Origin of the sequence: Desulfomonile tiedjei (assembly GCA_016212925.1) — a bacterium.
In the GTDB taxonomy this organism is placed as follows: Bacteria; Desulfobacterota; Desulfomonilia; order Desulfomonilales; family Desulfomonilaceae; genus JACRDF01.
Genome location: JACRDF010000037.1, coordinates 121,958 through 137,382, shown reverse-complemented (window position 1 = coordinate 137,382; position 15,425 = coordinate 121,958). Strand labels below are relative to the sequence as shown.

The 15,425-nt window shown below is 56.2% G+C and carries 12 protein-coding genes; 6 read left to right on the top strand and 6 right to left on the bottom strand.

Annotated elements, in window-relative coordinates; genetic code table 11:
- Positions 1-109 precede the first annotated feature (109 nt).
- From lipB to HY913_15445, 6 genes are all read left to right on the top strand, one after another.
- A complete protein-coding gene (gene lipB / locus HY913_15470) occupies positions 110-883 on the top strand; it encodes a lipoyl(octanoyl) transferase LipB (GenBank protein MBI4964678.1) in 774 nt (257 codons plus the stop codon).
- A 129-nt stretch (positions 884-1,012) separates the two neighbouring features.
- Positions 1,013-2,194, top strand: a complete 1,182-nt coding sequence (gene pdhA / locus HY913_15465; GenBank protein ID MBI4964677.1) for a pyruvate dehydrogenase (acetyl-transferring) E1 component subunit alpha — start codon at positions 1,013-1,015, stop codon at positions 2,192-2,194.
- A 4-nt stretch (positions 2,195-2,198) separates the two neighbouring features.
- Positions 2,199-3,176, top strand: coding sequence for an alpha-ketoacid dehydrogenase subunit beta (locus HY913_15460; GenBank protein ID MBI4964676.1), 978 nt, complete (start codon positions 2,199-2,201; stop codon positions 3,174-3,176).
- Between the two features lie 27 nt (positions 3,177-3,203).
- Complete coding sequence (locus HY913_15455) at positions 3,204-4,496, top strand: 2-oxo acid dehydrogenase subunit E2 (protein ID MBI4964675.1); 1,293 nt, start codon at positions 3,204-3,206, stop codon at positions 4,494-4,496.
- A 109-nt stretch (positions 4,497-4,605) separates the two neighbouring features.
- The gene (gene lpdA / locus HY913_15450; GenBank protein MBI4964674.1) at positions 4,606-6,039 is read left to right on the top strand and encodes a dihydrolipoyl dehydrogenase; all 1,434 of its coding nucleotides are present in this window, start codon (positions 4,606-4,608) and stop codon (positions 6,037-6,039) included.
- Positions 6,040-6,064: 25 nt separating this feature from the next.
- The gene (locus tag HY913_15445; GenBank protein MBI4964673.1) at positions 6,065-7,510 is read left to right on the top strand and encodes a hypothetical protein; all 1,446 of its coding nucleotides are present in this window, start codon (positions 6,065-6,067) and stop codon (positions 7,508-7,510) included.
- Between the two features lie 394 nt (positions 7,511-7,904).
- Here HY913_15445 and HY913_15440 read toward each other — a convergent pair whose 3' ends face one another.
- The 6 genes from HY913_15440 to HY913_15415 form a co-directional block, all read right to left on the bottom strand.
- Positions 7,905-8,483 carry an amino acid synthesis family protein gene (locus HY913_15440; GenBank protein ID MBI4964672.1) on the bottom strand — a complete coding sequence of 193 codons (579 nt, stop codon included), beginning with the start codon at positions 8,481-8,483 and terminating at the stop codon, positions 7,905-7,907.
- 98 nt (positions 8,484-8,581) lie between these two features.
- Positions 8,582-9,439, bottom strand: coding sequence for a hypothetical protein (locus HY913_15435; GenBank protein MBI4964671.1), 858 nt, complete (start codon positions 9,437-9,439; stop codon positions 8,582-8,584).
- A gap of 42 nt (positions 9,440-9,481) precedes the next feature.
- Positions 9,482-10,972 (bottom strand): 4Fe-4S dicluster domain-containing protein, encoded by a 1,491-nt coding sequence (locus HY913_15430; GenBank protein ID MBI4964670.1) that lies wholly within the window; start codon positions 10,970-10,972, stop codon positions 9,482-9,484.
- 146 nt (positions 10,973-11,118) lie between these two features.
- Positions 11,119-12,279, bottom strand: coding sequence for an amidohydrolase family protein (locus HY913_15425; GenBank protein MBI4964669.1), 1,161 nt, complete (start codon positions 12,277-12,279; stop codon positions 11,119-11,121).
- Entirely contained in the window at positions 12,279-14,555 is a 2,277-nt protein-coding gene (locus HY913_15420) for a xanthine dehydrogenase family protein (protein MBI4964668.1), read from the bottom strand. The genes HY913_15425 and HY913_15420 overlap by 1 nt, the downstream gene beginning before the upstream one ends.
- Before the next feature lie 10 nt (positions 14,556-14,565).
- The gene (locus tag HY913_15415; protein ID MBI4964667.1) at positions 14,566-15,423 is read right to left on the bottom strand and encodes an FAD binding domain-containing protein; all 858 of its coding nucleotides are present in this window, start codon (positions 15,421-15,423) and stop codon (positions 14,566-14,568) included.
- Positions 15,424-15,425: the final 2 nt, after the last annotated feature.

Sequence of the window (15,425 nt, the reverse complement as noted above, 5' to 3'; positions counted from 1 at the left end):
AAAAGCTGGTAACATTTGTGCCCCATTGGGAAGGAACAATTGTAAATAAGAATGTTGAACAAAGGTCCCGCTGGGGACCTTCCGGTGCGGTAATTTGGCGAGTACCGAGATGCCTGAACAAGAATTGAGTACCCGCAAGAATTGCGAAACATGCTTTTGTGAAGATCTGGGAATTGTTGATGTGCCTGCAACCGAGGCAATGATGTCTGAGGCACGGACTTTGCGGCTGCAAGGGCGGGCTCCGGACCTCCTGTTGTTTCTGGCTCATCCAAAGACAGTTGCCGTGGGACTTCGTGATTACTCTGTGGATCGTCCTGAAGACCTTTTGGTCAGCCCTCGCAAACTTGAGGAGGAAGGCATAGCACTGACGCGCTCAGTTCGAGGGGGAGGAATAACGTATCACTGGGCGGGCCAGATAGCCTGCTATCCAGTTGTCAAGTTACGTCCCTCGGAAAGAGATATACCCGGCTACATGCACAAGCTCGAGCAGGTGGCCATCGAGGCCCTGAAATGCTTCGGCGTGAATGTTACCCGACGCGAGGGTCGAGCGGCTTACGTCGGACTGTGGCATGAAGGCGCGAAAGTTGTGTCCATGGGGGTGCGCGTATCCAACTGGGTCACCAGTTTCGGGTTCGCGATCAATCTCGAAGGGGACCATGCTCCGTCGAAGTACGTGAGGCCATGTGGTCTGGAGGGTGTGGAACTGCTCACCGTCGAAGAGATACTGGGGAAAGCTCCTCCAAGGGCCTGGGTTATTGAGGCCGTAAAAGAGCGCTTCGCGGCGGTTTTCAGCCGCAAGCTCGATGCAATGCCCGATGACTTCGCCAGATGCCTGTGTGCGCTCCCGGAAAAAACGGGAGAGGCGCGGAATAAGTTGACTTAAAACCCGAAGAGGAAAGTACCTGATTCCGGGACGAAAGCGAATGGAGAGGCCCGGGAAAGGGGCCTCGCGGGCATAGTAGGGTGTATGGGCAGGGGCCGGTGTCACTGCCGGCCCATCCGGCGTTCCACAATGTTCATACGTTATTGCCGATGGGGTGACGAAGAACGGCCTTCGGCCGAAGAATTGGAGACAAACAGGCTCTCCCGTGTAATCGGGCGATGCAAAATTAATGAGATCAGGATTGTTCACATGAGCGACAAGGACCTTTTCCAGGTGATGGACCCCGACGGGAAGGTGGACGAATCAGCCGTAAAGGGGATTTCTGAGGAGGAGATGCACAAGATGTATCGCCTCATGGTATTCACGAGACTTTGGAATTCCAAGGCACTGAGCCTTCAGCGCCAGGGAAGGCTTGGGACGCTCGCGTCCGTGCGCGGTCAGGAGGCATCCAATATCGGCATGGGAATGGCCCTTGGACCGGATGATTGGTTCGTCCCCGCGTTTCGCGAATATGGGGCGATGTTCGCCCGCGGAGTTGTTCCCGGCGTGCTGCTCCAATACTGGGGCGGAGACGAACGCGGGGCACGTGTACCCGATGACAGTCGCGTCTTGCCGATTTGCATAACGGTGGGCTCGCATCTGTGTCATGCAGCCGGTATGGCTTGGGGAGCTAAGATCCGGGGAGACAAAATCGCTGTATTGTCCAGCTCCGGAGACGGGTCAACTTCTCAAGGCGATTTTCATGAGAGTCTAAACTTTGCCGGGGTTTTCCAGCTTCCCGTGGTCTTTGCGATACAGAACAACCACTGGGCCATTTCGGTACCTGTACAGCGTCAGACGGCCACAGAGACCCTTGCCGAGAAAGCGTGCGCGTACAATATCAACAGTGAAAGGGTGGACGGCAACGACGTTTTCGCCGTCTATTTGGCCGTAAAACGCCTTCTCGACATGGCCAGATCGGAGTGCAAGCCCTCGTTGGTGGAACTGGTAACCTACCGAATGGACGATCACACCACCGCGGACGACGCAACCCGCTATCGGAAAAAAGAAATCCTTGAGCCCTGGGCCGCCAAAGACCCTATCGACAGGCTGCGAAAGTATCTGACGGCCAAGCATGGCTGGAACGAGAAGCAGGATGAAGAATTGGTCGAGGCATGCACCGCTGAGGTCGAGCAGTCGGTGCAGGACTACGAGAAGGCTGAACCTGGCAAACCGACGATCATTTTCGACCACTTGTATGCCGAAATGCCCTGGCACCTGAGGGAAGAGAAGGAAGAGATGCTCGGGTACCTGGGACAGACGGAGAGGTGAAAACATGGCACGCTTGTCAATGGTTGAGGCGATAAACGCCACTCTGCGTGAGCAGATGGAGAAGGACGATCGAGTCGTGGTTTTGGGTGAGGACGTAGGTGTGGATGGCGGCGTTTTCAGGGCTACTGTAGGTCTTATCGAGAAATTCGGTCCTGAGCGCGTCATCGATACCCCTCTAGCTGAAAGCACCATTGTCGGGGCCGCAATTGGGATGGCCATTTACGGCCTGCGCCCCGTTGCCGAGATACAGTTCGAAGGCTTCATGTTCAAGGCGTACGACCACATTTACAGCCATGCGTCTCGTTACCGTAAACGTTCGCAAGGGCGCTATAATGTTCCACTGGTTATTCGCGCGCCGTACGGAGCGGGCGTGAGGGCCCTTGAACATCACTCCGACGCTCCTGAAGTACTTTTCACGCATCTTCCGGGCTTGACGGTGGTGATACCCTCCACGCCTTCGGATGCCAAAGGGCTGTTGACTTCCGCTCTGGAGTTTCCCGATCCGGTCATATACCTCGAACCCAAGAGGCTGTACCGCCTCTTCAAGGAGGAGGTGCCCGACGGCGATTACAGGGTGCCCTTGGGCAAGGCTCGAACCGTCCGTGAAGGAAAAGATGTGACGATCATTACCTATGGGGGGATGGTCCAGGTCTGTGAGAAAGCAGCAAAGCATGTGGAAGACGAAGGAGTCGATGTTGAGGTTGTCGACCTGAGGACTGTCTGGCCCTTTGACGTGGAAGCAATCACCACATCCGTCAACAAAACCGGGAGGCTGGTAATCGTTCATGAGGCCCCCCGGTCCTTTGGTGTAGGGGCTGAAATTGCCGCCACGGTGGGGGAGAAGTGTTTGCTGTCCCTGCTGGCTCCAATTAAAAGGGTCACAGGTTACGACGTGCTCCCACCTCTGGCGAAATTGGAGGAATACAATTATCCGGACTCGGACCGCGTTGTTAAGGCAATCCATGACACCATGCAGTTCTAGTGAATTGATATAGGAGGATCATCTTCCATGAGACATGTATTCAGACTACCGGATGTGGGTGAAGGAATTGCGGAAGCTGAAATTGTAGAATACCTGGTCAAAGAGGGAGATAAGGTTAAGGAAGACCAGCCGGTGATCAGAGTGGAAACGGACAAAGCAGTGGTGGAGCTGCCGTGTCCTGTCACAGGTGTTGTGGCGGAGATCTCGCTGAAACCGGGAGACACCGCACGCGTCGGGGATTCGCTGCTTGTAATCGAGACCGAAGCGGAGAAAGCTGAGGAAAAGAAAGAGAAGAAGGCGGAAGAAAGGCCAAGGGAAGAACCAAAGGAAGAGAAACCGGAACCAAAAAGGAAACCGCCCAGCGAGGAGCCCGAAGCTGAAAAACCGGCCGCCAAGGAGGCCCCCTCGAAGGTGATGGCCACGCCCCACACGCGAAAACTGGCGAGGGAACTAAAGGTGGACATCGCCACGGTGAAAGGCACGGGGCCTCATGGCCGAATCACCGACGAGGACGTGCAGAACGCTGCCTCCAAGCCGGCCGCGGCAGCTCCTAAAGCTCCAACCGCGGCTGCGGTGACGGTGCCGACCACCGAGGGATGGGACTTCGAAAAGTATGGTGAGACAAGACGGGAACCGCTCAAGGGGGTTCGCAAGAGGACTGCGGAGGTCATGGTCCGGTCAGTCTCCGCGATTCCGCATGTGACTCATTTCGATGAAGCTGACGTAACGGAATTACTCAAAGTTCGGGAGCAGCAACATGCCCTTGCCGAAGAACGGAAGGTGCACCTCACCATTCTGGCTTTCTTGACCAAGGCCGTCGCGGACGCGCTCAAGCATTTTCCGGCGTTTAACGCGTCGCTTGATGAATCCACAGGCGAGATAGTCTACAAGCATTACTACAACGTCGGTTTTGCGACGGACACCGAAGCCGGCCTGATGGTACCCGTAGTTCGCGACGTGGACAAGAAATCCATATTGCAGATCGCCGCGGACTTGCAGGAACTCTCCAAAAAAGCGCGGGATCGTTCCATAACCCTGGATGACATGCGGGGCGGAACGTTCACCATAACCAACGTGGGAGCGCTCGGCGGCATGTGGGCCACTCCCATCATCGTGCATCCGCAGGTTGCAATCCTGTGTTCCCTTCGTGCTGTCAAAAAGCCGGTTGTGCGTGACGATCAAGTGGTTATTCGCACCATGATGCCGCTGACCGTCGCCTTCGATCATCGCCTGCTCGACGGCGCGGACTCAGCCCGGTTCATGTCCCACATAATCAAATTGCTGGAAGACCCCATGAGAATGCTCGTGGACGTAGTATAGTAGGCAGCGCGTATTCACGCTGAGGGAAAATTGAGGGATTAAAGCCAGCCAAGACGACATTATTGAGGCTTCAATTTGGCCGCCGGCCTCCGGCCCTGGAGGAAGAAAGATGGTAGTAGGCGATTTCGCACAGGGGACTCAGGTCGCGGTCATAGGCGCAGGGCCCGGGGGATACGTTGCCGCAATCCGTGCCGCTCAACTGGGTCTCGAAGTTATTCTTGTGGAACGAGACTTGCTGGGTGGGGTTTGCCTCAATTGGGGATGCATCCCGTCCAAGGCCCTGATTCATGTCGCTGACCTGAAAAACCAGCTGGAGCATGCCGACCAACTCGGCCTTGTCGCGAAAGATATAGCAGTAGATCCGGTCAAAGTGGTTCAATGGAAGAACAGCGTAGTGGAAAAGCTGCGAAACGGAATAGCTTCGCTAATGAAGCAGCACAAAGTAGAGGTGGTGGCTGGCACGGCTCACCTGACAGGGGACAGGTCCTTCACGGTGGAAAGTTCCGACGGCGTTCATCGCTTCGAGTTCGAACACGCGATCCTGGCTACCGGATCTTCCCCGGCCCAACTCCCAGGCATTCCACGGGATGGAGAAGTGGTCATCGATTCCACCGACGCTCTGGAACTGCCTTCTATCCCGGAGCGAATGGTCGTGGTAGGCGCGGGCGCGGTGGGCCTGGAGCTGGGAATAGCGTATGCAAAATTTGGGAGCAAAGTGACAATGCTGGATGCCGGCGAACGACTGCTCGCCATGCTCGACGCGGATATATCGAGGGCCATGGAAAAAGCGCTAAAGGGGTTTAACATAGACCTGGTGCTCAGCGCCCGTGTCCAGGAGTTCAAGCGCAAGGATTCCACCGCGGAGCTAAAGTTTTCAACACCGGACGGCGAGCAGACTATCACTGCGGAGCGCGTCCTGGTCGGAATAGGCCGGTGGCCCAACACCCGCGACATTGGATTGGAAAAGGCCGGTGTGAAGGTTGACAAGAGAGGTTTCGTCGAGGTTGATTCCCGCATGGAAACATCGGTGAAAGGCATCTTCGCCATAGGAGACATGGTCGGGGGCGCTATGCTTGCCCACAAAGCCATGTATCAGGGCAAGGTGGCCGCTGAAGTCATTGCGGGACAACCGGCCGCGTTCGAGGGGGTAGAGGTCCCGGGTGTGATCTTTAGCGACCCGGAGATAGCCACTGTAGGCCTGACGGAGCAACAAGCCAAGGACCAGGGCATTAAAGTCAAAGTCGGCGTGTTTCCATTCAAAGCGCTGGGTAGAGCTATGACTCTGGGTGAAGCCGGAATAGGTTTTTCCAAGATAATATCGGATGCGGAGACCGGTGCGGTGTTGGGCGTTCACATCATCGGCCCGCACGCTTCGGACCTGATTTCAGAAGGGGCCTTGGCCGTCGCGTCCGCGTCCCATATCGACGACCTTACGCTCACCATTCACCCGCATCCGACCCTTCCCGAAAGCATCGAAGAGGCCGCGGAACAAGTGGAGCACCGGGCAATACACATCTTCAATCCACCGGAAAAGAAGAAGTGAATCTCTCACATCAGGAGCATGCTAAATGCGCTGGGGCGTTCTGGCCAATCTGGCTGTGATCCTTGCTGTGAGCGGGGTTTTGTTGTTCTTCGTGTTCAGCGCCTCACTGGAGCGCGCTGCACTAGACGTCAAGATTCAGCAAGCTGACATTCTGGCGGGCTTGGTGGAGCAACAAATCCGTCTGGCGGAAACTCCGGACAAACTGTGGGCCCAAATGAAAGCGATCTGCCTGGGCATGACCGGGGTCAAGCTTGTCCTTTATGACTCCGGCGGCAAGAGGATCGGCGGGTGCGGCGGACAAACACTCTCAGATAAGCCTATTCTGGACAAGGAAGGCCGCAGCATAACGACAACCGGGCCGCCGTGGCCTACAGGTGTGCTGAACGGAAGGTCCGTAATTATGGACATTACCGGAACCTTCCCTCATGGAATCCGGGCCGTAAGGGCCATCCTGGAAATTCCACCGTCGGCCTTCCTGCCCGCGTGGAAGTTTTTCGGGGCTTATTTGGTTCTCACGCAGTCCGCACTTTTCTTCCTCGGCTATTTGTTGTTTCACCGTACAGTGATTGGTCCTGTGGGCGAGATCGCTCGGCTCGCAGGCAAGGCTTCGGGAATCGCGGATTTTCCGGATCGTTCCGAACCCTTAAAATTGAAGGGTGATATTCAGCAAATCTCCTCGAGCCTTAGAGGGATGTTGCTGAAAATTATGGAAGACCGCGAGAAAATGAAAGATCTCATCGAGCGCCTGCAGGCCATTAACAGGGACCTGGAAGCTGCGCAGCAAGGCCTGATCCGATCCGAGAAATTGGCCGGCGTGGGTAGGCTGGCAGCAGGACTGGCCCATGAAGTGGGTAATCCATTGCAGATAGTCATGGGGTACGCGGAACTCCTGAAGAAGCAGCCCGATCAGGAGTCCCTTAACGAGATACTTCCAAGGATGGACCAGGAGTTGAGACGAATACACGATATCCTTCAACGGCTGCTGGAATTTGCTCGGCCCATCCGCAAAGACATCGTCATCTGTGATGTCAACGCTTTGTTGACGGATTGCGCTGCCTCGATAAGCGTCAGAGAGGGATTCCGAAACATCGAATTTGAATACGACCTTGATCCGGCACTCGAACCTATAGAAACCGAACCGGACAAAATCCGGCAGATACTGGTCAATTTGATCTTTAATGCTGCCGACGCCATGTCTGACCCGCCGTGCAGAATCATATTGCGTACCGGAAAAGCTGAGCAAGGAGTTGGAATCGAAGTGGAAGACAACGGCACGGGCATACTCGAAGAGCATCTGGAGAAGGTCTTTGACCCGTTCTTCACCACCAAAGAACCGGGAAAGGGCACGGGATTAGGCTTGGCCGTGTGCCTGGGTCTGGTAGAGTCGTTGGGAGGCTCGATGCAGATCAAATCCGCCGAGAACCACGGAACATTGGTAAAAATAGAGCTGCCCCAGCGGTCTATTTCTTAACGAAGTTGACCGTAAATGCCAGCCAACTGCCAAACTCGGCCTCCCTCCTGAAACCTGCCGCCTCGCCCCGTATCGCCAGGTGAAGGTGACGACCACCAGGACCACGAAGAAGATAAAGATGATTGAGGCAGTTGCCATCATTTTTGTCCGATTTGCAGGCGCTCCATTCCGTCATTCCTGCGGAAGCAGGAATCCAGTCCCGCGTCTCGCGGGATTTCCTGGGTTCCCGCTTTCGCGGGAACGACGGGGGTTATGGCGCTCTGGAAGGTCGGTCCCGTCTGAAAGCCAGACTGATCATCCCGTGGCCAAATGGACATTACTTTTGGTAACCGGCATAAGGCTATAGCAATCGTCTCCTGGTCACTCCTCCAGCCTGTTACGGCCCTGTTTCTCTTCAGCGCAAGCCGTCTTCCTTTTTGGCTTCTTCCTTCTTGAGACCACCAACGCGGGGAAGCGGTCGGCCGGAATCGGTTACAACAAGGGCCACGACAATTTCATCTCCTCTAGGAGCGTCCTGAACGCGGATGGGCATTGCGTCGAAATGGGACCGGACGAAAGCCGCGTCCTTGTAGTGAACGGGCACATCGATTTCGGTTCCCGGGCCGCCTATCTTCTTTGCCGAAGGAATAATAGCTTTGCCTCCTCCTAACGCCTCCCTGAAGGGTGTTCCTAGTTTTGGGTGAAGGATGGCCGCTGCGTGCTCCAGTTCACCCATCGGACCGACAATCGCGGCCTTGCCGTAGCTTTCAGCTTTCTGGGGAGAGATGTTCAAGGCTTCCAGCGCCATTTTGCCCAAAAGTTCTCCCAGTTCCAAACCTATATTTACCAGGTCATCAAGATTCTCTTGGTATCGGCCCGCGAAAGGATTCTTGATAACAGCCACAGCCGCTGCTCTGCGCGTAGGGGGATTGACATCTTTTCCCATTTCCATTCTGGTCTCTTCCACAATTTTCAATATCTTACGGATTTCCATATCACGCCTCCTTTAAAGCATATTTTCTTGTAGATCGGTTTTGGACCCATAGAGATGAAACCTGTTGCCCATTCCGTTGCATCCTCAAGAAACGTTCTTCACAAGCGGTGAACCAAGCCCGCGATATACTCGGTGCACTGCATGCGCCCTTGGACGGTAATGCAGGCGCCTGCGATCAGGCTCACTTTCACCAGGGCCTCAGCCCGATTCATTCCCTGCGAGAGCGCTGTAAGCATCTCATCTTCTGCCAGATATCCCAGCGACGCAGTAATCTCTACGCCTTTCAGATCAGTGTCGGGGTAAATGGACTCTGCTGCGCATCTCTCGACCGCAGGGCTGGATATGTAAGTGGCATTTGCCACGGCTGTGGCCGCCGCGTCTGCGATTGCGGCGCGGGCCGCGAAAACCGTTGCGGCGGAAGCTACACCCCTGGTAAAACTGCGTCCGCCCAGGCCGCTGGTGCAGATGCCTCCGATGTTCATCTCCGGAGTTATGAGCACACGGTGCGTGACCTCTTCAGCGCCCAAATCAGGCCTGATGCCCACATTTAAGGTCTCACTCTCGGCCAGGCGGATGGCCACATCGCCGCCATTATTTACCACCACTCGGGTTAGTCCCCGGCGTGCGATAAAGTCGGCAGTCGCGTCGGCAATGGTGCCGGCCACCGCGGCCATGGGGGTCAGGTCAGGATCGCCCACCGCGGTCACAGCGGACCACATGCGATGAATCAGCAGATGTCGCGGTGGTTCGGGGATTGCGCGGGCCGGGCCCCGCATCTTATCCATGTGGGCCGCGATTTCTTCCAGAAAAACTATCGCTTCATTGGCTGCTCTGACGCAAACGTCGTCCTGGGGCTCTCCATGAATCGACCCCTCGATGAACATTCGCATCGGTCCGCATTCCACAAAGACTGTGTCATCTCCCAGCTTAAGAATACGGCTTTCCCATGAACTCATAATTTGGCGCTTTTGGGCAACGGTCCGGTACCTCTGAAGTCCTCATCCAAAAGGCTTTATGGCTTCCTCGTGGCCGCCCATTTCCAGGTAGTCCTCCAAGGTCATAGTGTATTCGATGGGGCAGACCGTGGCCGGAGTCGGGACCCACGTGAACGCGCCCTGCATTACCTTTTCCACGTCCACCATGAAGTTGATGCCGCCACCCGGCAACACAAAGGTCGGCGCTCCACCAATGGTCAAGCGGGCTTTCATTGCGTGGACAGCCCGGGTGAGCTTGATGGGGTAGCGGGCCACGCCTGCTCGGGCGCTCCCTCCGGAGCCGCCGCAATATACGGCCGATACCCTGGATTCCTGACAAGTGTCGGCGAGGTCGGCCACGGCCCTGGAAGCGTCAGAAGGCATGGGTATCTCTTTGAGGTCCCCGCGCTTGCCGACCTTCATCATCACGGCCTTGCGGCCCGTGGTTTCGGTAATGAGAATTTTCATTCCGGCTCGGGCTACGTTCATGTCCACGGATTCGATGACATCGCGGGGTTCAATGATTGAGGTCCCGCCCCATCCTTTGCCGTGATCGCCGAAATACCGTCCCGGCGTGCTCTGTTTGAAACGAAGCCTAACACCGCTTGGACGCGCCCCTACATATAGACCCGAGGAGTGCTCGCTCATTAAGCCTGTCAAGTGGGAATCCAGGACGATGACTTCGTCCGCCACCTCGTTGAAGAGGCCGGCGAAAAGGCCTAGTGTAGCGCTCCCGCAGCCTACTCGCATGACATCATCTATTTTGCCGTCGATTACGGGCCGATGCCCGACTTGAACCTCAATCCTGCTCCCATGGTCGATTCGGAGCTTGGCACGTTTGCGGTTGGCTATGTCTGAGATAAGCCTTGCCAGAGACAAACCGCCATCACCGGTCAGGAGATTTACGCCGCCAAGGGAGAGGATTTTCGACCCGTATTCTTCGGTCGTGAGATGTCCCACCTGCTTGCGGCGAAAGAAAACGGGCGCGCCTTCCTTTCCGATAGTTACGTCCGTGTCTATCTTGAGCTTTATGCCCGAGTAGCTCAGCGGGGCCTCTGTGACTACGGTGACTACGTCAACGCCGTCAACTTTTGATTGAACGATGTGTGGAGCAGGTTTGCAGTCGGGGTACGTAGTGCCTGCGCCTATACCTGTAATGAGAGGTTGGCGGATCGCGGGCTTCCAGTCTGGCCCGGTCAGGTGTTTGACCTCTTCGTAGGTCTTTAACGCGATCGTCCGTTCGAGCGTCCCCCCGCGGTTCATGAACCGCTGGCAGGCTCCGGTGTAACCTTCTTTGATCCGGCATTGAATAGGGCAAGCCTCGCAAGTCACCGCTCCGGGAACAGGAGCGTCTTCGGAGAATAGAGCCTCTTCGGGGCAGACTTTCAAGCACGCGCCGCATTCCGAGCACGCGGGGCCTATGACGGCTTTCCTTTTGACCAGGCGGATGGCATCCTGCGGGCAATCCAGCACGCACGCTCCGCAGCCTTTGCATTTTTCAATGATAATTTGCATTAAGGCACCTGATCACTTCAGCTGACAACATCGGACTCGCCCCTGACATGATAGAAAGTTTTTTGAAGGGGGGTGCGGGGGGAAACTTTTGTTCACAAAAGTTTCACCCCGCAGGCCGTTTCTCTTTGCCTTCTTGCCTTCTTTACTCACGCCACTTTTACCTTTCGCTTGGCAGGCGGGGTGTTGCGGCTCACTTTCACTTCGATTTTGCCGTCGATCATAACCATGGAGATTCCAGGGATGTCGCCAGCTTCAATGGCCCCGAGAGCATCTTTCCCGACCGAGCCCATCGGCGCGTCCATGGCGATCAGGTCCGCGGGCAAGCCTTCACGGACAAAACCCGTATCGAGCCCGAAAACCTTGGCGGTGTTTCCCGTTGCCATGCAAAGTGCTTGCTCGGCTTTCACATCCGTGAGCGAAGCGGCCATACAGATTACGCGTAGGATGCCCAGCGGAATTACTCCGGTGCCCGACGGAGCATCGTTGCCGATGATGAATCTATCAAGGGTGTTCTTTTTCAGGCCCAGGTTCAGCGCCTCGATCATGGTCCTGGGATTACCGCAATGGACCAGCTCTAAAGCATAGGACGTCTCTTCGACCAGTTTCTTGATCTCCTGCGGCGACACGGAAGTCGGACCCCCATTGACGTGGCAGGCTATATGAGGGTCAACAGCTATCACCTGGTCCGCGGTGACCGTGTCGCTCCCTGGAATGGACGTTCCGCCGGTGTGCATCAGAACGATCATGCCGTTCTTTTTCGCCCACTGGACCATTGGAGCCGCGTCTTCAGGGAATTTTACGGAACCGAGACCTATCTCGCCCACGATTCTAACGCCCTCACGGGCCATCTCCTCGAAGTCTTTTTCAATGAGACCCTTTTCCAGGATTACTGCCCCGCCCAAAACTTTGGCTCCGCACGGGCGAAAGTTGGCAAAAGCCTTTGCTGCGAGGATAGCCAGAGCTTTGGTTCCGGCAGGATCTTTCGGTCTTCCGGGAAGATGGACTTCTCCCGCCGATATAATTGTGGTGACGCCTCCGTGAACCTCGCTTTCCAGGAAGCCTATCTGGTTTTGCCGGGGCGTGTAATCCCCCAGCACAACGTGGCAATGCGAGTCTATAAGTCCGGGAGAAATGGTACTCCCTGCCGCGTCGACAGTGATGTCCGCGGCCGGGGATTGAAGATCCACGGTTCTTCCGATTTTTTCTATCCGACCGTCTGCAACCAATATTGCATCGGAATTGATAATGGGGCTGTCAATGTTACCACTCACCAGGGTGCCGATGTTCTTGATCAAGGTCCGGGGCATTATTCCTCCTCACTGCGACGATTCTTGGCTGTCGAACACGCCTTAAGAACTCTCTCCAGGTTTGCAGGCAAATCGTATATCCGCACGCCCAACGCGTCCGCAATTGCATTTGCCACGGCCGGGGCAGTCGGTATGAGGGCCGGTTCCCCGACTCCCTTCGCGCCGTACGGCCCAGTGGGTTCCGGGTCTTCTATGATGATGGGGACTGTCGCGGGCATGTCCGCACATGACGGTATGTGATAGTCTTTCATGGATTCCGTCTTTCCGGGAACAAATTCCTCCATAAGGGCAAACCCAATGCCCATTGCCACTCCGCTGTAAATCTGACCTTCAACGCTCGCGGGATTGATGGCCTTCCCGACATCGTGGGCAGCGACCACTCTTAGTACGTGGACCTCGCCGGTCAGGGTGTCGACTTCGACCTTAGCGCAATGTGTCGCAAATGCGTACGTGGCGTACGGGACCCCTTGCCCGGTCTCCGGATCCAATGACGTGGTAGCAGGGTCAAAGTAACCCTGCCACTTTAATGGTATGCCGGTTCGATGGGCTCGGTCGGCGATCTTCTTGAAGGAAACGGTTTTCTCGGACTCAGCCACAGACCGGATCTCACTGCGCTGGACAATGAGCTTCTCTCGATCGGCCTTCAAGATCATTGCGGCTTCCGTCAAAAGCACTTCTTTGAGTTTTTTCGCTGCGTCCAAGACTGCATTGCCGGAGATGTAAGTTTGACGACTGGCCGAAGTCGCGCCGGCCGAAGTGGTCCGGAGCGTGTCCGCCACCACAAGGCGAATTTCGTCAGGTCTGATGCCAAGTTCTTGGGCGGCAATCTGAGCGAGCGCGGTGCAGGACCCCTGTCCTACGTCGGCCGCGCCTGTAAAGAGCTGGATTTTGCCCTCAAGGGTCAATTCTATCTGAGCGGTGGATGGATTCTGAACCCCTGTGTTACCGATCCCATAAAACATGGACGCGATGCCCACGCCTTGGCGGCGATATCGATCTGAGGTCTCCTTTTCTTCCAGTGCCTGGAGATAGTGTGGAGCTACTGCTTTCAGGGTCGCGGTGATCCCCACACTGGCCTTGAGTTCTTGTCCCGTAGAAGTCAAGGAGCCCACTCGGTAAGCATTCCGCAGCCGCATTTCCAGCGGATCGATCCCCAACTCCTCGGCGAGCAAGTCCATTTGAGCTTCGTGAGCAAAGGCCATCTGGGGAACGCCGAAGCCTCTCATTGCACCGGCCATGGGGTTGTTCGTATACGCGAACAAAGATTCGATCCGCACATTGGGGACTTCGTACGGCCCTACCGCATGGACCGCGGACCTAGTAACCACGGCCAAGCCGTACGAAGCGTACGCGCCCGTGTCACCAATAATCTTCACGTCCGCGGCAAGCAGCCTGCCCTCGCGAGTCGCTGCGGTCTTATAGTAGATTTTCAGCGGATGCCGTTTTGCAGTACACAGGAACGCCTCTTCACGGGTGTAAACCATGCGGACCGGCCGGTTAAGCAGATAAGCCGCCAGCCCCACGAAACCTTGTACGTTGAGGTCCAGCTTGGAGCCGAATCCGCCTCCGGTAGCAGCCTGAATGATTCTTACCCTGCTTTCGTCCAAAGCCAGCAAGTCCGCGACATCTTTCTGATCGTAGTGGGGGTTCTGAGTCGACGCGTAAATCACCAGAAGGCCGTCCTGGTCCACGAATCCGGCTCCGGCGTCAGGCTCCAGATATGTGTGTTCAAGGTGGGGGGTAGTGTAAATCCTCTCGACGATGACGTCCGCTTCCTGGAATGCCTTGTCCGGGCTGCCTCTTTTGACGACTCGTCTGCCCAGGAGATTGCCGGTTTTATGGATTAGCTCCGCGCCGGGCCGTAGAGCTTCTTCGGGATCCAGGATCGCGGGCAGGTCCCGGTAAGTAACGCGAATGGCTCGGACAGCCTGTTCAGCCGCCTCAGGAGTCTCAGCAGCGACCAGCGCGATGGGATCGCCAATGCATCTGACCTTATCTTCCGCCAGGAGCGGCTGGTCCTTGTTGATGATGCCAAGCCGATTTCGGCCTGGAATATCTTTGGATGTGAAGACCTTCACGCAACCAGATACAGCCTGCGCTTTGCTTATGTCGACATCGAGCACCAAAGCATGCGGCCTGTCACTCCGCAACGCCATGAGGGTCAACGCGCCTGGCAGATCAATGTCCGCGGCAAAGCGAGCGCGGCCGAGGAGCCTGGAGCGCGCCCCAATCCTGGGAACACTTTCGCCAATATTTCCGGTGAGGTCACTGGTCATTGCAACGTATTCAAATGAGTATTCGTGTCAGGGCTTTTGTAACGAGCCCCTCCACGGCAGGTTTTTTATATTCGGTGGACGATCTGATGCCGCTCCTGCGAATCATCTCCCGGGTTACTTTTTCCGCGGCTTCTCGTATTGCAGCCATATTGGGCCGCCGTCCGATCAGGTGATTCTCTGCAGCCGTCATCCTTGCGGGCTGGGGAGTGATAGAGCCCACGGAAAGCCTCAAGTCCTCCACCACACCGGCCGAATCCAACCGAGCCAGTGCCGCTGCGTTGATTCGGGCCACTGCAAGGGCTTTCCGCCTGGCGATTCTTTCGAAACTGTAACGGTACGTTCCGTCGATGGCTTCCAGGAGGAACCCCGTGATCAATTCCTCGGGCTTGAGGTTCGTGCGATAGGGCCCGACAATAAGGTCCTGCAAGGGCTCAATACGCTCCGAAAACGCGCTCCGGATTATGACCCGTCCATTGTGAACCAGAATCGGAGGGACACTGTCCGCAGCCGGTGAAGCGTTGGCCGCGTTGCCACCTGGGGTGCCTACGTTGCGAATTTGGACGCTTCCTACTTGTCCAGCGGCTTCCACCAGCGCTGGAGCGAATTCCTTTACAATCTTATCATTTACGATCTCCGTGTAAGTGACCGCGGCACCGAGGGAAATTACATTGTCGATTTTCCCCACGCCTCGTAGTTCGTCCAGCCGGGATATGTCCATGACGAACTTGCCGGCAACGTCTCCTCTGCGGATCAAAATCATCAAATCAGTACCGCCGGCCATCACCGACGTCCGGGGCCCGTGAGCGGCCAGAAACCCCAGGGCTTCATCCAGCGATCGCGGCCGGAAATATTCGAAACGGGATCTCATCC